Genomic DNA, 18,034 nt, shown 5'->3' on the forward strand with positions numbered 1-18,034 from the left:
CCGCTTCGGGCGCATCAGCGACGCCGCTTCCCGTAATACGGGTTGGTAATGCACTGCGCCGAGCGGCCGGACGCGACTGCCTTGCACTGCGCCATCGACCCAAAGCGGCATGAAATGCCGCCTTGAGGCCCGTAAGACTGCAGGCAAACCGGGTAAGCCGGATCATACATCTGGGCTCGCGCCGGCAGCGTCGTCAGACCGAGAACCAGCACGACTGAAAGGGTCAATGCGCGCACCTTAACTCTCCCTTGTGTGCGTGAGGGGCGCCGGAGGAGCAATCCGCGTATGGCGAGAACTTGTCTGACAAACCGCACATCGCCTAGATTTCCGGTTAGGGCAACTCTGCTGTTTGATCTAGATCAACCGTAGGTAGCTGCGCATGTAATTTCGCGCCGGCGATCGGTAAGGCTAGGTGACCGAATACTGCACGTTGGATCAATAGCAAACGCTGCCTGTTTCACGCTTCGATGCGATTGCGACCGCAGCTCGCCGGCACCCACCCGCCAAGCGTGCTCGTGCGCCGGCGAGACCCAAGGCTCACCTCTCAAACGGCCAGGGCGGTCTTGCCGGCAGGCCGCACTGTGTGGGCCAAAAAAAGAGGCATCCCTTGGAGACTATACATCTGGACTGTCCGAGATGCGGACGGAAAATGATCCTGGTCACAGCGCGCGACGGCAAGAGCCCTGCGATCATGCAGTGCCCGACATGTGATCGCCCGGACCCGCTGAAATCCGAAATCGTCGAAGGCTGGATCACCGCGCTTCGGCCGCCTGCGTGACGAGCAGCTCGCCGCAGCGATTCCTATCGCGCCTCGGTGCATGGCCAAAGCTGTCGAGAAGAGTAGCGCGAGCTTGCCGCATGGACAGTGCGCTGCCTTCCCCGCAATGGAGGAACGCATCCCATCCGCGGTGAGTCTCGCCACGCGCAAACTCAGATCAACCGCTTCGCCCGCAACATCACTTCGATCTCGCCGAGAATTCGCGCCAGCCGGTCCGCCCATGCCGTCTCGCCAGCTACATCGCTGATCAGATCTTGCCGGATCTCGATCCCCGTGTTCATCAGCTCGCGCGCTTCGCCGTGGACGGGGATCGTGTAGTCGGTCTCGTCGCTGACCGCATAGGGCTCGTTGTCGCCGACCACGAGATCGCCCTCGGCGCGCAACAGCTTTAACAGCAGCGGCGGCAGATGCGTGTCGCGGTGGTAGAGCGTGCCGATATGCCAGGGCCGCGCGATCCCCGCATAAACAGGCGTAAAGCTGTGCAGTGATACCAGCACCGTCGGCATGCCGGCGCTGCCGCGCTGGTCGATGATCTCGCCGATGCGGCGGTGGTAGGGATCGAAGATCTGCGCGCGCCGGATCGCGGCGGCCTCGCGCGAAAGGCCTTCATTGCCGGGTATCGTGGTCGCCTCGCTGATGCGCGGGATCGAGCTTGCGACATGGGGCGGGCGGTTGCAGTCGATCACCAGCCGCGAGTAGCGCTGCGCGATCAGATGCGCATCGAGATGCCTTGAGAGCGCTTCCGCGACGCCGGCAATGCCGATGTCCCAGGCGATATGGCGCGTTAGTTCGCTCTCGCTCACGCCGAGATCGCCGAGCACGGCCGGAATCAGCCGCCCGTAATGATCGCACGTCAGGAGAAACGGCGAGCGGCCTTCTGCGTTAACTTCGTGGACCGGAGGAACATCTTCAGTGCTTAGGAGTAGTGGTGTTGTGCTGCCCGCGTCGTTCAAAGCATTTCCTCAAGCGCATTGCCTATCGAATCGGCACCCCGACCTACAATTGAGCATGATCAAGCCTGAATTAGGACCTGCCAGAATCGATGATTGTTTGACGATGCCGTTCCTGACCATCATCCACAAGACCGTTTATCGCAACCGGCCGGTCGTGGGCTGGATCCATGATGTGATCGTCAGCGCTGAAGTGCAAGACGAGGTACGTCAGGCGGAAGAGGTCTGACCCATGGAGATCAAGGTCGGCTTCGAGATTTCCTATGCGGCCGCGCAGCCGACGCCGATGGTGGTCATGCTCTCGATCCATCCGTCGCGCTTTGCCGACATCGTCGGTACCGAGCGTATCGTCGCCGAGCCGGACGTTCCGATCAGTTTCTATCGCGACGGCTTTGGCAATGTCTGCGGCCGCCTCACAGCGCCGGCCGGTGGCGTCACGTTGCGCGGCGCGGCGCTGGTGCGCGATTCCGGCCTGCCCGATGCGGTGGTGCCGACCGCGCAGCAGGTGCCGATCGATCAATTGCCCGACGACGTGCTGCTTTATCTGATGCCGAGCCGCTATTGCGAAACCGACAAACTTACCGATATCGCCTGGTCGCTGTTCGGAAATTCGCCGGCCGGGTGGCAGCGGGTGCAGGCCATCGTCGACTTCGTGCACAACCACGTCACCTTCGGGTACGAACATGCCCACCACATGAAGTCGGCGCATGACGTTTACGAGCAGGGCGCCGGCGTCTGCCGCGATTTCGCGCATCTGGCGCTGACTTTCTGCCGCTGCATGAACATCCCGGCGCGCTATTGCACCGGCTATCTCGGCGACATCGGCGTGCCGCGCAACCCCGCGCTGATGGATTTCTCCGGCTGGTTTCAGGTCTACCTCTCCGGCCAGTGGTACACCTTCGACGCCCGCCACAACGCCCCCCGCATCGGCCGGATCCTGATGGGCACCGGCCGCGACGCCGCCGACGTCGCGCTGACCACGAGCTTTGGCCGCATGGATCTGGTGAAGTTTCTCGTCGTCAGCGACGAGGTGGTTGCGGCGTAGCTGCCTGCCTCAGCCGTCATTGCGAGCGCAGCGAAGCAATCCATTGCCCCGCACGGCGGAAACACCGTATGGATTGCTTCGTCGCTTCGCTCCTCGCAATGACGGTGTCCCAAGCTCCATGATTTCAGATCGTCTCTTCGTCTACGGCACGCTGATGCGCGGCTTCGACCATCCGATGGCGCAGCTATTGTCGCGCAGCGCGGATTTTCTGGGCACCGCCACCTGCCGCGGCCGGCTCTATCGCATCAAGCATTATCCGGGGCTGGTGCTGTCGGACGATCCCGCCGACATCGTGTTCGGCGAACTGTACCGGCTGCGCGACCGCGACGCCTTGCTCGGCGAACTCGATATGTATGAAGCCTGCGGCGAGGGTTTTCCGGAGCCGACCGAATACATCCGCCGCATGCTGCCACTGGCGCTGGACGACGGCAGCACGGGCGAGGCGTGGACCTACGTCTACAACTGGCCCGTCACCGGCCTGCCGCACATCGCCTCGGGGAAGTTTCTGGAAGAATAGAGTCTGGCGGCGGACCGGCGTACAAGACTGTCATACGCGGGCTTGACCGGCTTGACCCGCGTATCCATCCTTCTTGAGAGATGGATGGCCGGGACAAGCCCGGCCATGACGAGATACGGTCAGCCCGCATCCAGCCGCTCGCGCTCCATCCTGATATCGATCTCGCGCTCGACAAATTTCCATTCCTCGGTGGCGCGCAGGGTGCTGACCAGCTCCTCGAATTCGTCGGCATGCGCAGGGGCGTACTCGAACCAGGTCAGGAAGTCGAAGGGCTCGCCGAGATCGCGGCTGTGAAACAGCTGGCGGGCGACTGCCGGCAGGTGTTTCAGGCTGTCTGCTATGTGATGGGATTTGTCCTCAAAAATCTGCCGCCGCTCCTCCTGCGTCAGTTCCCACCACGCCGCCGATTTCTTGATCGGGATCAGCGCGGCAAAGGTCGCCTCGGGGCGGCCGATCTCGGCGGGCGAGGCGTCGAGCTCCGTCTTCTCGGCCCGCTCGGCATAGCGCAGGTGGCTGGCGACGCCGGCGAGCCGCCAGGCGGTCGGCGAGGGCATGATCGGCAGCGTGATCGACAGCGAATGCACGACCGATACCGAAGGCGTCGGCGCCAGCGACGCGCCCTTGACGGATGCGAACCGCGTCACCCGCCACGCCCCGCTCCTGCCGCCCCGGAAGATCGTGAACATGAACGGGATGGAAGCGCGGAACAGGCAGGGATTCAAGCTGTCTCCGTCATTCCGGGGCGCGTAGCGAACTATGGGGCGCCGTTGCGCCCCTGAGAATCTCGAGATTCCGGGTTCGATGCTGCGCATCGCCCCGGAATGACGGCCCCTGTGAATAGCGGCAAGAAGCCCAATAAACTTCGCTTTCGGGACAAGCCTCCCTGTATCGCTAATCGGTTGGCACGGCCCCACGACTCTGGCAGCTACCTGATCCATGCGCTTCACCCCCCAATTCCTCGAAGAGCTGCGCGCCCGGCTTCCGGTTTCGGAAGTCGTGGGCCGGCGCGTGAAGCTGAAGAAGGCGGGGCGGGAGTTCAAGGGGCTGTCGCCGTTCCAGCAGGAGAAGACGCCCTCGTTCACGGTCAACGACCAGAAGCAATTTTACCACGACTTCTCGACCGGCAAGCACGGCAACATTTTCGACTTCGTCATGGAGACGGAAGGCGTTTCGTTCCCCGAGGCCGTCGAGCGCCTCGCCTCCATGGCCGGCATGCCACTGCCGGCGGCGACCCCCGACGCCGCGCGGCACGAGCAGCGCCGCAAGACGCTGCACGACGTGATGGAACTCGCGGCCAAATTCTTTGCCGATACGCTCGCCTCCCGCAATGGCGCCAAGGCCCGCGGCTATCTCGGCGACCGTGCCATTACGCCGGCGACGCAACTGCAGTTTCGCTTGGGCTATGCGCCGCCGGATCGTTTTGCGCTGAAGGAGCATCTGGGCGCGCAGGGCATTTCTACCGAAGACATGGTGGAAGCCGGGCTGTTGATCGGAGGCGACGACATCCCCGTTCCCTACGATCGCTTCCGCGACCGCGTGATGTTTCCGATCACGGATGCCAGAGGCCGCGTCATCGCCTTCGGCGGCCGCGCGCTGGAAAAGGACGTTCCGGCAAAATATCTGAACTCGCCGGAAACGCCGCTCTTCCACAAGGGCGACAATCTCTACAATCTCGCCACCGCGCGGCAGGCAACCCATAACGGCGCGCCGCTGATCGTGGTCGAAGGCTATGTCGACGTCATCGCCATGGTCACTGCGGGCTTCGGCGGCGCCGTCGCTCCGCTCGGCACGGCCTTGACCGAAAACCAGCTCGCGCTGTTGTGGAGGATGGCGGACGAGCCGATCCTCTGCTTCGACGGCGACCGGGCCGGGCAGAAGGCCGCCTACCGCGCCGCCGACCTCGCAATGCCCAATCTCGCGCCCGGCAAAAGCCTGCGCTTTGCGCTGTTGCCCGAGGGGCAAGACCCGGACGATCTCGCGCGCACCGGCGGGCGTGTTGCGATCGAAGAAGTGATCTCGGCGGCGCGCCCGCTTGCCGACATGATCTGGTCGCGCGAGATCGAGGGCGGGACCTTCGCGACGCCCGAACGGCGGGCGGCGCTGGAAGCGCGCATCAACGAACTTTCCAACGGCATCCGCGACGAGGTCGTGCGCCGCTACTACCGCCAGGATCTCGCCGAGCGTCTGCAGCGCACCTTCGCCCCACAGGGCGGGGGCGGCGGCTACGGAAGGGGTAATTTCCGGTCCGGCCGCGGCGAATCACCCCGCACGTTTGCCCCGCGCGGAGCAGCGCCGGCCGGCCGATTCGCCCCCCGCGGTGGCCGCCCGCCGGGAGCAGCCCCGGGGATCGCGCCCGGCCCCTACCAGGCGGCGAGCCCCCAGCTTGCGACCAGCCCGATCATGCGCGGACAGCGCAGCGCCATGTCCCGCCGGGAGGCGCTGATCCTGCAATCCCTTATTAACCACCCCTGGCTGTTGCACGACCATCTGGAGGAGGTGGCCGCCCTGGAACTGGCCCATCCCGAGGCCAATAAGCTTCGCGCCGGGATTATCGCGGCCTTTGCCAACGACCATCACCATTCCCCCGACGTCGAGGAGCAGGCCGAAAAAATGCGCGCCGATCTCGAGGCGCGTGGATTAAGCGAGGTTCTTCAACGGGTTGAACGGGCGATCACGACCGCGGCGGTGTGGGCCGCACGGCCCGGCGCGGCCCGCGAGGATGTTTTGGCCACCTGGCAGCAACTGGTTGTCTTGCATCAGAAAACACATGCCCTACTTAGGGAGAAGAAAGATGCCGAATTGGCGTTGGCTGAGGAGACCAGCGAGGCCAATCTGGCATGGCTGAAGGATGTCAGCGCCCGGCTGGACTCCCTCGACGGCACCGAGGCCCTGATCGAGGGTTTTGGGGAGCTTTCGGGCCGGTTCCGAAAAAGCGTTTGACGTTTAAAAAATGATGCGGACTGCCTTGGCCTGGCCCGCGAAAAGACTCGCCAAATCCATGATTTGGCGGCAAAAACAGGGTTAAGCGAAGCTTAAGGGCCTTCGGGCTACGAAAGACAGAAACCGACGAATTGGAATTCGGGGTGGCGACGGTCTGCGCCGCCCTTTGCGCGTCGTAACCATGGTGCAGAAAAGCGGGTGCCGCTTTCCTCTCGTCATGCGAAGGCGAATGAACAGAACGAGGTGACGATCGCACGACGTCACTTCGGACGAATGAGTGAACAACTTGCGGGCCGGTGCGACGCACGCCCGCATGAAGCGCGTTTCGGGAGCTTGATGAATGGCCACCAAGGCAAAGACGCTGCAGGTTAAGGACAAGGAAAAAGACGACAAGGCAGCGGACGCCCCTGAGAAGGATAGCCCCGACGCGCCGTCGCCGTTGCTTGACCTCTCGGATGCCGCCGTCAAGAAGATGATCAAGCAGGCCAAGAAGCGCGGCTTCGTGACCTTTGATCAGCTCAACGAAGTCTTGCCCTCCGACACCACCTCGCCCGAACAGATCGAAGACATCATGTCGATGCTCTCTGACATGGGCATCAACGTCTCCGAGGCCGAGGAAGCCGACGAGGAGGGCGAGAAGGAAGAGGCCGACGACGACACCGACAACGAGCTTGTCGAGGTCACCGCCAAGGCCGTCACCGAGGTCAAGAAATCAGAGCCCGGCGAGCGCACCGACGATCCCGTCCGCATGTATCTGCGCGAGATGGGCACTGTGGAATTGCTGTCGCGCGAAGGCGAAATCGCGATTGCGAAGCGCATCGAGGCCGGCCGCGAGGCGATGATCGCGGGCCTCTGCGAAAGCCCGCTGACGTTCCAGGCCATCATCATCTGGCGCGACGAGCTCAACGAAGGAAAGATCTTCCTTCGCGACATCATCGATCTCGAAGCCACCTATGCCGGCCCCGACGCCAAGAACAACATGAACCCGGCGATGATCGCCGCTCCTGCCGAAGGCGCCGCCACCAATGGCGAGGCCGCACCCGCGCATGTCGCGCCGCCGGCTGCCCCGCCGTCGCCGACCCCGTTCCGCGCCGCGCCCGCCGGCGATGCCGACGCCGAGGAGAAGGATCCGGCCGAAGCCGCCGCCGAAGGCGACATGGATGACGACGAGTTCGAAAACCAGATGTCGCTGGCTGCGATCGAGGCCGAGCTGAAGCCGAAGGTGGTCGAGACCTTCGACAAGATCGCCTCCGAGTACAAGAAGCTGCGGCGTCTTCAAGAACAGGATATCGCCAACCAGCTTCAGAGCGAGTCGCTCTCGCCCTCGCAGGAGCGCAAGTACAAGAAGCTGAAGGACGAGATCATCGTCGAGGTGAAGTCGCTGCGCCTGAACCAGGCCCGCATCGACTCGCTCGTCGAGCAGCTCTACGACATCAACAAGAAGCTGGTCTCGTTCGAAGGCCGCCTGCTTCGTTTGGGTGACAGCCACGGCGTCGCGCGCGAAGACTTTTTGCGTAACTATCAGGGCTCGGAGCTCGATCCGCGCTGGCTCAACCGTGTCTCGAAACTCTCCGCCAAGGGCTGGAAGAATTTCGTCCATCACGAGAAGGACCGCATCAAGGAGCTGCGCCATGAGATCCAGTCGCTGGCGGCGCTCACCGGTCTGGAGATCGGCGAATTCCGCAAGATCGTGCACGGCGTGCAGAAGGGCGAGCGCGAGGCACGCCAGGCCAAGAAGGAAATGGTCGAGGCCAACCTGCGTCTCGTGATCTCGATCGCCAAGAAGTACACTAACCGCGGCCTGCAGTTCCTCGACCTGATCCAGGAAGGCAACATCGGCCTGATGAAGGCGGTCGATAAGTTCGAGTATCGCCGTGGCTACAAGTTCTCGACCTACGCCACGTGGTGGATCCGGCAGGCGATCACGCGCAGCATTGCAGACCAGGCGCGCACCATCCGCATCCCCGTGCACATGATCGAGACGATCAACAAGATCGTGCGCACCTCGCGCCAGATGCTCAACGAGATCGGCCGCGAGCCGACCCCGGAAGAGCTCGCCGAAAAGCTCGGCATGCCGCTTGAGAAGGTCCGCAAGGTCCTCAAGATCGCGAAGGAGCCGCTGTCGCTGGAAACGCCTGTCGGTGACGAAGAAGATTCACACCTCGGCGATTTCATCGAGGACAAGAACGCGATCCTGCCGATCGATGCTGCGATCCAGTCCAACCTGCGCGAGACCACCACGCGGGTTCTGGCCTCGCTCACCCCGCGCGAAGAACGCGTGCTCCGCATGCGCTTCGGCATCGGCATGAACACCGACCATACGCTGGAAGAAGTCGGCCAGCAGTTCAGCGTCACCCGCGAACGCATCCGTCAGATCGAAGCCAAGGCGCTGCGCAAGCTGAAGCATCCGTCAAGGTCGCGGAAGCTGCGGAGCTTTTTGGATAACTAAAATTGACTGTCATTGCCGGGCTTGACCCGGCAATCCATCGAAAAAAGAAGCGGCGGGCCGAGGCCCGCCGTTTTTGTTTGTGAGGTCTATTTCTTCTTCGCGCCCACCCGGCTGATGCTCTTGATCTCGAGCTGCGGCCGGCCGGACTTCTCGGCGATCTCGCGATCCTGCTCCATGATGTAGGTGCGCGCGGGTTCGTCGCCGTCGAGCCCGCCGAGCAGTTCGGCAGGCACGCGGCGGTTGGAGCGCTGGGAGTCGTCTTCATAAACGACGTTGAAAAAGGCGAATTCGCCTTTGGGATTGGTTCCGGGTTTTTTGGCCATGGGCGGCTTGTCCTCGATGGGATCGCCGCTGTCAAAGTAAATCACACGCGCCTCGCGCTGAGCTGCCCTGCGCGAAGCGGGCGGACAAAGCTCTTGCGAAGCGGAGCCACGTACGGGGCACCTCGACGCGGCAGCGGTAGGCGATTACGCTTCGCAACGCCATGCCCGCTCGTCTGACCATCTGGTACAACACGCGCTGCCCGGTCTGCGACGCCGGCATTGACTGGCAACGCAACAGGCTGCTGGCCGCGGTCCGCGCCGGTGCCATCTCGTTCAAGGATATCAACGAGCAGCCCGACGCGCTGGCATCCTACGGCGCGTCGCTCGACGACGTGCGCCGCCGCCTGCATGCAACGGATGAGACCGGCCGCCTGATCGTCGGCGCCGATGTCGCGGTCGCGATCTGGCAGATAACGCCGGGCGAAGGCTGGTTGGCTGCGCTCGTCGGCAATCGTTTCATGCTGCCGCTGACGCGGTTTGCCTATGATAGGTTCGCCGACGTGCTGTTCGCCTGGAACAGGCGGAAGGGGCGGTGGTGATGCCGGCAGCCTCCAACACGAAGAGCGATCTCGCGCCCGTGCTCGCGGCGTGCTGCCTGGCCATGCTGGCGGTGGGCGACAACAGCACGGCGATCATGGCCGCGCTCCCCGACATGAAGGGCAGCCTGCAGCTTGGTCCGGCGGAGCTCGAATGGGTGGTCAATGCCTATCTCCTGACCGCCGCGATCTTCATCGTCGTCGGTGGCGACGCGGCGGACCAGCTAGGCGCGCGCAGGTCCTCGGTCGCCGGCATCGCCTTGTTTGCGCTCGCCTCGCTGATCATTGCGCTGGCGCCGGCAGGTCCCGTCGTGGTCGGCGCCCGCGCGCTGCAGGGATTGGGGGCCGCGTTTGCGGTAGCCGGCACGCTCGCGGCGGTGAGCGAAGCCGCGCCTGACTCAAAACGAGCGGAGGCGATCGGCGCCTGGACCGGCTTTCTGATGCTCGGCTTCAGCATCGGCCCGCTGGTCGGCGGGGCGGTGACGCATTACGCCGGCTGGCGCTTTATCTTCTGGCTGAACGTCGCCGCCATGGCGCCCGCCGCGCTGATGCTGTTGCGGCATCCCGGCGCCGGCGGCCGGCGCGCGATCTCGATGGACTGGGTGGGACTCGGCATTCTCGCCGTCTTCATGGTGACGCTGATATCGGGATTGCAGGCGCTGGCGCATGTCCGCACCAATCCGCTGGCCGCCATCGTCCCGCTCGCGCTGGCCGGGATTGGGTTCGCGGCCCTGATCCGGACGGAGACGCGGCGCCCGCAGCCGCTGGTCGACTTCAGCCTGTTCGCGAACCGCAGTTTCGCGATTGCCGCAGGCCTGTTGTTTCTCGTGATGTTCGACATCATGACGCTACTGCTCTACTACAACCTCTTCGCGCAATCCGCCGACGGCCTCGGCATGTCCGCCATCGCGGCCGGCCTTTCTCTGCTGCCGCTCTCGGTCGCGCTGTTTGCGTTTGCGCGTGCGGCTCCCTTGATCGGAACGAAGATCGGCGTGCGGCGCATGCTGACCGGCGGATCGCTGCTGCTCGCGCTCGGCTGCGCCATCATCTATCTATCGTTCCAGGTCGAAGCGAGGTTCGCGATCCTGATGCCCGGCCTGTTTGTCGCCGGCGTTGGAATCGCGCTGATTTACGCCTCGGCGCCGCGGCTCGGGCTTGCAACGCTCCCGCAACTGCAGGCGGGGAAGGGGTCAGGCATGCTCAATTCGTGCAGCTTTCTCGGCGGCACGGTCGGGGTGACCTTCGGTGGCATCGTGTTCGCGCTGAGCGGATTGCCCGGCGTGCTCGTGCTGCTGGGAATTTCTGCGCTGACGAGCGCGGTGCTCTGCCTCCGTCTGAAGGCGGATTGAAACTGCGCTTTATCTGAGGGGAATCTGCAAATCTTTGCCCAGCTTTGATCGCGGTCATCAGCCACGCTCCGCCGCGTGCATGACTTCGTAAAACCTCCGACCGCTTCCCCGCATCCCGCCCCGAGTGCCGCCGCCATCTGGCCGCCGCTCCGCCGTTTCATCGCCGGCGAACACCGCCTCGGCCGCTTCATGGCGCGGCGCCGCGCGACTTCGGCATGTTACGAATTTTTCCGCTTCGGCGTGAAACAGGCATGGGCCTGCCTGTTCGGCGGCATCGCCGTCTTTCTGATGATCGCCACCTGGCGTTTCTATCCGCAGGAAGCGCCGCTTGCGCGCTACGACTTCCTGTTTCTCTGCATGATCGCCGTCCAGATCGCGCTGCTCGCCGGCCGGCTGGAAAGCTTCGAAGAAGCCAAGGTGATCCTGATCTATCATCTCGTCGGCACCGTGATGGAGCTCTTCAAGACACAGGTTGGCTCCTGGATCTATCCGGAGCCGAACTTCTTTCGGATCGGCGGCGTGCCGCTGTTCTCCGGTTTCATGTATTCCTGCATCGGCAGCTATCTCTGCCGTGTCTGGCGCCTGTTCGATTTCGAGTTCACCGCGCATCCGCGCCGCCTCGCGTTCGCGGCACTCAGCGTCGCGATCTATGTCAACTTCTTCAGCCATCACTACATCGTCGACCTGCGCTGGCTGCTGTTCGCCCTTGCCGGCTGGCTGCTGTTCCGCACCCGCGTCCATTTCCGGGTCTGGCACACGCACCGTTCGATGCCGCTGTTTCTCGGGCTCGTACTGGTAACGCTGTTCATCTGGCTTTCGGAAAATATTGGCACGTTCACGAAAACCTGGATCTATCCATCGCAGCGGCACGGCTGGTCGATGGTATCCGTCGACAAGATCGGTTCGTGGTTTCTGCTGCTGATCATCAGCTACACGCTGGTCAGCCTGATCAACAAGCCGCGGGAGAGGCCAGTTCGAAGCGGGCTGCCTGGCGACGTCCCGTCGCCGACAATTTATGTCGATTCAAGGCGTTAAAGCCAAAGTAGCCGGTATCGACGGTGACGTTCGAAAATGCAGCCAAGGTGGACCTCTGTTGATCTAGATCAAGAAGAATTCTCGCGTCGCTTTGTCCTCTGTGCGCAGGACGTGCTGCTCTTGCCGCGCTGGCAGCTCGATTTCCGCTTCCGGTGCCACGCGGGTGTGTCATTCACGCCGCCTTATGTCTGCGAGCAGGTAAGGCGGACGTGGGACAGACATGGAGCAGCTGTTTTCGATTGAGCAGGAGGGCAACATGCCGCTTTCAATTTCGATGATCGCTTTAAGTTCTCAGCTCGTCGTTGCGGTAGCCGACCGGGTGCCGACGTTCGATATCAACCGAAGCTGTAAACTCGACGCCGCGGCCGCGACTGGCATGACCCTTGATCAGTCGATGAAGAGCTGCGTGGACGATGAGAACAAGGCACGGCAGCAGCTCACGAGCCAATGGTCCAGTTTTCCCGCCGCTGGCAAGGCGAACTGCATCCCCCAGGAGAGCATTGGAGGTACGCCAAGTTACGTCAGCTTGCTGACGTGCCTGCAGATGGGGACGTGGACTCGGTAGTTGCGGCGGTCAGGGAAGCCGTCCAGGAAGACGCGCAATGACGCCTGCCCGAGAAGAACTCAATCGCATGCCGGATTTTTGGCGTCCCGGATCGTGAGGAAGGTGATCGTGGCCGGCGCAAGCTCAATCGTATCGGGTGGCGCTGTCACCGCGGCAAGCTGCGGAAGGCCGTCATCCGGGCCAAGCTCCAGGACCGTTCCATTCAGCTTCACGGCTTCGCTTTGCAGATCGTCCGCCGACAGCGTGTAACGCTCGCTGGCCACAGATAATCGCAGCGCTGCGGCATTCGTCCTGTCCGTATTGATGGCAAGCAATGTGACGGCCCCACGCACGCCGCGCCGGCAATGCGCGTAGAAATGCATCCCCTTGTGCGCGCCGGCGTCGAGAACGGTCGTTCCCATCAAGACGCGCCACAGCAGCGCCGCCCAATAGTTCGGCCGCGGGCGGAATGTCGTCTCGTCCAGCAGGCCGTAATCGCTCGCAGCCAGCGTGTTGTGCGCGACCACCTGGACGCCGGCCCGGGCAAGCCGGCCAAGCTGATCGAGATATCGGAACGTATCGAGGAAAGTGGAAGCCCAGGGATTGCCGCCACAGGCTGCCTCGGCGGTCTCGGTCAGCCACATCGGCCTGCCAGGCGCAAACTCGTCCCGGAGCGACTGGTAGAACGCGCGCGTCCGGTCGGTGCTCTCAAGCCAGTCTTTCGAAAGCGCGGCCTCCGGTGTGGTCTGACCCGGAATGCCGGAGCATCGTTGCGAGAGCGCGCCATAGTGGTGATAGGAAAAAGCCTCGATGCCGGGGCCGGATGCCGTAAGCAAGTCGCGTGCGTTGATGAAGCCGGGGTTGGATGGCGACTCTGCTGTCTCGCCGATCGAACCGGGGCCGAGAACGATCACATCCGGTTCGCTAGCCTTGATGAACGCAACAAAGACCTTGAAGTCCCGCCCGTAAGCTGCCGCATCGTAACCCTTGGGGGCACCGCCCATCGCGGCGAGTGTCGGCTCATTCATGAACTCGGCGGCGGCAATTCTGCCGCCGGCGGCTCTGGTATAGGCGAAGAGGCGACGCGCCTGGTCGCTCTGCCACAGACCCGCCGCGTCGCGGACGCCGGGGCTTGTCGCCATCGAGGTCACGATCTCGGCGCCAACAGCGCGGGCAAAGTCGATGACACCCTTCCAGCGCTCGCGGCTCAGCACCGCGCGGAAACCGTCGGGCGGCGTCGAGGGCTCATCATTCTCGGCAAAGTAGGTGGTGTTGGCCCAGGTGCCGCTGACGCGTACGTAAGCCGGCGCCAGCGCCGCAGCCAATATGCGCAGTCGCGGATTTGATAGGTCGATCGGTTGGCGATATTCGTAGAGGTCGGGATTGCCGCCCGTTGGCATGTTGCCGGCGTTCACCGCGTCGCGCGCTGCCGCCGAGGCGGTTGCCTTGTAAGGCTTCCAGAAGCGTCCCCCGGTCACCTCGACCATTTCAACGTTATACGATTGAAAGCGCGCGTCGACGGTGCCGAGGCGGGGCAACCGTGAAGGATCGACGGAAAGCGTTGGCGCCTGGGCGGCCAGCTTCGGGATTGCCGCCAGCGCGGCGATCGCAATTCCCATTCCGACTTTGAAACCACTGGACCTGGTCATAGCCATTGTCCTTGGCAGCCAAAGCGGGCCCAAGCCCACGCATTGAAGCTACGGCGCCACCAGCTCCACCCGTCGGTTCAGCGCGCGGCCGGCCTCGGTGGCGTTGGAGCCGGCCGGCGCCAGCAGTCCGACACCCGCGGTGCGCAGCCGCGGCGCACCGATGCCGTAGTTCTTCACCAGCTCGGCGGCGATCGCCTCGGCGCGGCGTCGCGACAGATCGAGATTGTAGGCGAAGGGCCCCTGGTTGTCGGTGTGGCCGACAATGAAGACGGTGAGCCCGACCTGAGCGGTCAGCAGCTTCGCGATCTGCTCGAGGGTGGGGCGGCTTTCGGGCTTCACCTCGGCCCTGTCGGTATCGAAATAGATCCCGTAGAGCGCGATGCGGCCGGTCTCGCGGAGACCCTTGGCCATGACGGCAGCATCCACCATCTTGTTCTCGATCGCGACTGGCACGGCGATGACGAGCTGCGCGTAGGTATCGCGGTTGTTCTCGCTGACGATGAGGCTGACAAAAGTCTCGCGGCCGCCGTCCACCTTGCGTCCGGCAAAATAGCGGTAGTTGAACCCGTCCACCCACATCTGCGGGATCGGCAGCGCGTCGACCGCTTCCGAGAAGGGAATGCCGCCGCAGGCGTCGGTGTCGCAGGCAAGCAGCGTTTCGAATCCAGCCTTCGCCAATTGCGTCTCGAAATTGCGCGACACTTCCAGGATCGACGGGCCGGGATTGGTGCGATAGGCGATGCGGGTGATGCGGCCTTCCAGCCGCCGCGCATCGGTGGGCTGGCCGTCCTTGAACGCAGCCCCTTGCATCCGCGCCGCATCAAAATCTTTCACCTGGTATCCTGTGATGACGCTGCCGCCGAAACGGCCGATGCCGGGATAATCTTTTGCGCCGACCACGTCGCGCGTCTGCGCGTCGGCGTTCGTCGTCGCGCCAAGCGACATCGCGAGCAGCAGGAGGATCGGCCTGAACAGAGTGCGCCGTAAGCCCATGAGAAATCCATTTGTTCGAGGAACGATCGGGGGAAGGGGCAGGACGAAGTATGACTTGTAAAGGTAGCACCGGCAGATCAACCGGTTCAAATTAGTCGCAATCATGGCCGTTTTCGGGGAGTTTCTGCCCCCGCGTTTTGCCGTAACCCTCGAAGCGCGGCCAAGGACGTGCTAGAAGCCGATGCTTATTTGCAGTGCTCTCTCAGGAACGGCTTTTCCATGCTCCGCATCGCATTTGCTTTCAGCGCCACCCTGGCAATGTTCGCATGCTTCAACTCCCAATCCCACGCCGCGCAATGCGGCAGCTCGTCCGGCGGTTACGAATCCTGGAAACAGCAATTCGCCGGCGAAGCGCGCGCCAAGGGCGTCAGCGCCTCGACCATCCAGGCCCTGATGGCGACGAATTATGCGCAGGCGACCATCAATGCCGATCGCGGCCAGCGCAGTTTCAGTCTCTCGCTCGATGCGTTTCTCGCCAAGCGCGGCGCCACTACCATCGTCGCGAAAGGGCGGCAGTTGAAGCGCTCGCAGGGCGCACTGTTCGCCTCGATTCAGGAGCGCTATGGCGTGCCGCCGGGGCCGCTGCTGGCGATCTGGGGCATGGAGACCGGGTTCGGTAGCCAGCGCGGCAACCAGAACATGCTCGCCTCGATCGCGACGCTCGCCTATGACTGCCGGCGCTCGGCTTATTTCACCGAGCACCTTTACGCGGCGCTGCAGCTGATCGATCGCGGCGCGCTGTCGCCGAGCCAGCGCGGCTCGATGCATGGCGAGGTCGGGCAGACGCAGTTCATGCCGAAGGCGATCCTGGCTTACGGCACCGGAAATCTCGAAAACTCGGCGAATGCGCTGATGTCGACCGCGAACTTCCTGAAGGCGCATGGCTGGCGCGCCGGCGCGGGCTATCAGCCCGGCGAGCCGAACTTTGCCGCCATCCAGGCCTGGAATGCCGCCGGTGTCTATCAGAAGGCGATCGCACTGATGGGACGCCAGATCGACGGCGGCGAATGAGGGCAGATCCGGCATGTCAGGCCGGCTGGCCTGACATCGCTCTGTACACCCTCACCGCATCGCGCCGGCGACCCTCTGCCTTGTGTTGCTCACAAATAGTGTGAGTTGCTGCAGTCCGTTGTCCTCGGAAAGCACGTCGAGCGGGCGCTTGCCGTCGAGCTTGTCGCTGCGCGCATTGAGCCATTCACTGAACTGCTGGATATCATGGAAATACTGGCGGACTGCGTTTCGCAGGACGGTGATCTTGTCCGGCAAGTATGATTCCTGTACATCCCAATGCCGCCGGATGCCTTTGGGCAACATGGCGCCAAGCACGAAGCCGAGCCCGCCATAGAGCACAATGAGAAATTCCCGGTATTCGATGCTGATGTTGCTGAACGTCAACTCGGCCGCAAGCATGGCTGCAATAGTCATCGCGGAGGCCTGCAGCCCGCCCGATAATGCCTGCTCGAAGCGGGTGCCCGCGGGACGATCAAGCGTATAGGACGTCATGACGCCACAGATCGCCGGAACGGTCGCCCACGCCAACTGCGGAGAGAAATATTGCCAGAGCAACTGCACCTGCGTGACCGTCGGGTGGTCGCCGTTGATTGTGGAAAGCGCCGCGATGAGGTTGGGACTGTACAGTACGAGATTCAGGAGCAAAGACGTAATCCAGCACTTGAGGAAGATCTGGACGTAGGCCTCCGCGCGGCCGTTACCGGATTCGGCGTAGTATGCATTTCGGCCGAGGAGTTTCGCGCGCAAGGCGAGGGACTGGCCGATCGCAAAAATATGGACGACAAGAATTACCATCAGTAACTGCAGCACGTCGTCTGTGGTGGTCGGAATTTGCGTCTGCTCGGTCGTGCCCAGAAACGTGTTGATCGCAAGCAGGCAGGCCGCAACAACCACGAATGCCGCAGCGCCGGTGGCCTTGAGGATCGGATCCCACGGGATTCTCTGGGCCGGCGGATAGGGGGACACAAAGCCGGCGGCGCTCAAGCGATCGAAAATCCGTCCATTGCCCCTTGCTGCGGTAACGGCGCCGGCGAATATGACGTAGAGCCACTCCAGATTCTTGATCAGGTCGCGCTGGATGGTGAGAACAGCGCGCCGTCTGTCCAGCGCCTCGGGCGCCGGCAAGTCGGACAAGCGTGCGTAAATCGCCAGCAGATTGGTGCCGACGTTCTGTATCTCCGCGCGGTACTTCCGGAATATTTCCAGATCGAGATTGCCGGCCAAATCTTTCGAGTCGTCGAAACTGGCATCGCCCGCCAAGGTCGCCGCACGGGCATACAGCAGCACCACCCGATCGAACGTGGCGCAAGCGCTTTTCAGATCCGGAGCAGGTGACGCAGGCCGGTCCAGGTCGATTGCATTCCAGGCGTCGGCAAGCTTGTCCGGCTGCAAATCCATGTCGGAGAAGCGCATATAGTTCAGGAGCCGATCGATGTTTTTCGGGATGTAGGCCATTCGGTGCGCGAAACCGCGAATGCTGATTTCGAAATCCAGGGCTTTCGGCAAATTGGGGTTGAGACCCACGATGTAGAAAGCGACCAGAATCGGAAAGGTCGGATAGTTCTGCAATGAGGTTTCGGCCGCCGGTGATGCCGTCGGCATTTCGCTCTGCGTAGCGGCTGCGGTGACTGCCTTCAGTATCTGAAAGAATGGTCCCGGCCCGATGATCGAGGTGGCCAGAAAGATCGTCATCATCAGGCCGAAATAGATCGAGTAGCCGGTCAGATATTCGCTTGGTGTAGTCTGATAGCGCAGAATGACGAATTTCCATGGGCAATTGTCGTCATTGCCGGCAATCGATTTTCCAAACTGATCCAGGCAAAACTTGTGGATCACAAAAGTACCAACGAGAAGGCCCAGTATAAATACCAGTAGGGCGTTGCCTGTCGGAATGGTCGGCAGATAGGCGTTCATG

At 62.9% G+C, this 18,034-nt stretch carries 18 protein-coding genes; 11 read left to right on the plus strand and 7 right to left on the minus strand.

Translation table 11 applies throughout. From position 1 onward, the window contains the following. Window positions 1-14: 14 nt before the first annotated feature. A complete protein-coding gene (locus LMTR21_RS04290; protein ID WP_084030427.1) occupies window positions 15-236 on the minus strand; it encodes a DUF3551 domain-containing protein in 222 nt (73 codons plus the stop codon). A gap of 413 nt (window positions 237-649) precedes the next feature. On the opposite strand from LMTR21_RS04290, the gene LMTR21_RS41435 reads away from it, so the two are divergent. Beyond that, window positions 650-778, plus strand: coding sequence for a hypothetical protein (locus LMTR21_RS41435; protein WP_283813542.1), 129 nt, complete (start codon window positions 650-652; stop codon window positions 776-778). 152 nt (window positions 779-930) lie between these two features. On the opposite strand, the gene LMTR21_RS04295 is transcribed toward LMTR21_RS41435, so the two are convergent. Beyond that, complete coding sequence (locus LMTR21_RS04295; protein ID WP_065750893.1) at window positions 931-1,731, minus strand: N-formylglutamate amidohydrolase; 801 nt, start codon at window positions 1,729-1,731, stop codon at window positions 931-933. A gap of 55 nt (window positions 1,732-1,786) precedes the next feature. On the opposite strand from LMTR21_RS04295, the gene LMTR21_RS39900 reads away from it, so the two are divergent. The 3 genes from LMTR21_RS39900 to LMTR21_RS04305 all read left to right on the plus strand — a co-directional run bounded on the left by LMTR21_RS39900 (window position 1,787) and on the right by LMTR21_RS04305 (window position 3,290). Continuing rightward, window positions 1,787-1,957 carry a hypothetical protein gene (locus tag LMTR21_RS39900; RefSeq protein ID WP_187399307.1) on the plus strand — a complete coding sequence of 57 codons (171 nt, stop codon included), beginning with the start codon at window positions 1,787-1,789 and terminating at the stop codon, window positions 1,955-1,957. A 3-nt stretch (window positions 1,958-1,960) separates the two neighbouring features. Beyond that, window positions 1,961-2,773: a transglutaminase-like domain-containing protein gene (locus tag LMTR21_RS04300; RefSeq protein ID WP_065750894.1), complete on the plus strand. Its 813-nt coding sequence runs from the start codon at window positions 1,961-1,963 to the stop codon at window positions 2,771-2,773. A gap of 118 nt (window positions 2,774-2,891) precedes the next feature. Continuing rightward, complete coding sequence (locus LMTR21_RS04305) at window positions 2,892-3,290, plus strand: gamma-glutamylcyclotransferase family protein (RefSeq protein ID WP_065750895.1); 399 nt, start codon at window positions 2,892-2,894, stop codon at window positions 3,288-3,290. A 119-nt stretch (window positions 3,291-3,409) separates the two neighbouring features. Here LMTR21_RS04305 and LMTR21_RS04310 read toward each other — a convergent pair whose 3' ends face one another. Further along, window positions 3,410-3,976: a chlorite dismutase family protein gene (locus LMTR21_RS04310; RefSeq protein ID WP_065751019.1), complete on the minus strand. Its 567-nt coding sequence runs from the start codon at window positions 3,974-3,976 to the stop codon at window positions 3,410-3,412. 250 nt (window positions 3,977-4,226) lie between these two features. Here LMTR21_RS04310 and dnaG point away from each other — a divergent pair, with 250 nt between their 5' ends. Both dnaG and rpoD read left to right on the plus strand, forming a co-directional pair. After that, a complete protein-coding gene (gene dnaG, locus LMTR21_RS04320; protein ID WP_065750896.1) occupies window positions 4,227-6,230 on the plus strand; it encodes a DNA primase in 2,004 nt (667 codons plus the stop codon). 340 nt (window positions 6,231-6,570) lie between these two features. Continuing rightward, the gene (gene rpoD, locus LMTR21_RS04325) at window positions 6,571-8,679 is read left to right on the plus strand and encodes an RNA polymerase sigma factor RpoD (protein WP_065750897.1); all 2,109 of its coding nucleotides are present in this window, start codon (window positions 6,571-6,573) and stop codon (window positions 8,677-8,679) included. 86 nt (window positions 8,680-8,765) lie between these two features. Here the strand turns inward: rpoD and LMTR21_RS04330 are convergent, their stop codons facing one another. Further along, window positions 8,766-9,002 (minus strand): hypothetical protein, encoded by a 237-nt coding sequence (locus tag LMTR21_RS04330; RefSeq protein ID WP_057858426.1) that lies wholly within the window; start codon window positions 9,000-9,002, stop codon window positions 8,766-8,768. A 161-nt stretch (window positions 9,003-9,163) separates the two neighbouring features. On the opposite strand from LMTR21_RS04330, the gene LMTR21_RS04335 reads away from it, so the two are divergent. The 4 genes from LMTR21_RS04335 (at window position 9,164) to LMTR21_RS04350 (ending at window position 12,487) form a co-directional block, all read left to right on the plus strand. Further along, window positions 9,164-9,541, plus strand: coding sequence for a thiol-disulfide oxidoreductase DCC family protein (locus tag LMTR21_RS04335; RefSeq protein ID WP_065750898.1), 378 nt, complete (start codon window positions 9,164-9,166; stop codon window positions 9,539-9,541). Continuing rightward, window positions 9,541-10,887 carry an MFS transporter gene (locus LMTR21_RS04340; RefSeq protein WP_065750899.1) on the plus strand — a complete coding sequence of 449 codons (1,347 nt, stop codon included), beginning with the start codon at window positions 9,541-9,543 and terminating at the stop codon, window positions 10,885-10,887. Before LMTR21_RS04335 ends, LMTR21_RS04340 begins: the two co-directional genes overlap by 1 nt. 75 nt (window positions 10,888-10,962) lie before the next feature. Continuing rightward, entirely contained in the window at window positions 10,963-11,922 is a 960-nt protein-coding gene (locus tag LMTR21_RS04345; RefSeq protein WP_065750900.1) for a DUF817 domain-containing protein, read from the plus strand. Between the two features lie 220 nt (window positions 11,923-12,142). Then, window positions 12,143-12,487 (plus strand): hypothetical protein, encoded by a 345-nt coding sequence (locus LMTR21_RS04350; RefSeq protein ID WP_084030411.1) that lies wholly within the window; start codon window positions 12,143-12,145, stop codon window positions 12,485-12,487. Window positions 12,488-12,546: 59 nt separating this feature from the next. Here LMTR21_RS04350 and LMTR21_RS04355 read toward each other — a convergent pair whose 3' ends face one another. Together LMTR21_RS04355 and LMTR21_RS04360 are read right to left on the minus strand one after the other, a co-directional pair. After that, complete coding sequence (locus LMTR21_RS04355) at window positions 12,547-14,115, minus strand: glycosyl hydrolase family 79 N-terminal domain-containing protein (RefSeq protein WP_065750901.1); 1,569 nt, start codon at window positions 14,113-14,115, stop codon at window positions 12,547-12,549. Window positions 14,116-14,163: 48 nt separating this feature from the next. After that, entirely contained in the window at window positions 14,164-15,060 is an 897-nt protein-coding gene (locus tag LMTR21_RS04360) for an OmpA family protein (protein WP_246175676.1), read from the minus strand. 306 nt (window positions 15,061-15,366) lie between these two features. Between LMTR21_RS04360 and LMTR21_RS04365 the strand changes: the two genes are divergently transcribed. After that, the gene (locus LMTR21_RS04365) at window positions 15,367-16,119 is read left to right on the plus strand and encodes a lytic murein transglycosylase (RefSeq protein ID WP_246175677.1); all 753 of its coding nucleotides are present in this window, start codon (window positions 15,367-15,369) and stop codon (window positions 16,117-16,119) included. 51 nt (window positions 16,120-16,170) lie between these two features. On the opposite strand, the gene LMTR21_RS04370 is transcribed toward LMTR21_RS04365, so the two are convergent. After that, window positions 16,171-18,033: an antitoxin Xre/MbcA/ParS toxin-binding domain-containing protein gene (locus LMTR21_RS04370; RefSeq protein ID WP_065750904.1), complete on the minus strand. Its 1,863-nt coding sequence runs from the start codon at window positions 18,031-18,033 to the stop codon at window positions 16,171-16,173. Window position 18,034: the final 1 nt, after the last annotated feature.

The sequence above is a fragment of the Bradyrhizobium paxllaeri genome (genome assembly GCF_001693515.2).
GTDB lineage: Bacteria > Pseudomonadota > Alphaproteobacteria > Rhizobiales > Xanthobacteraceae > Bradyrhizobium > Bradyrhizobium paxllaeri.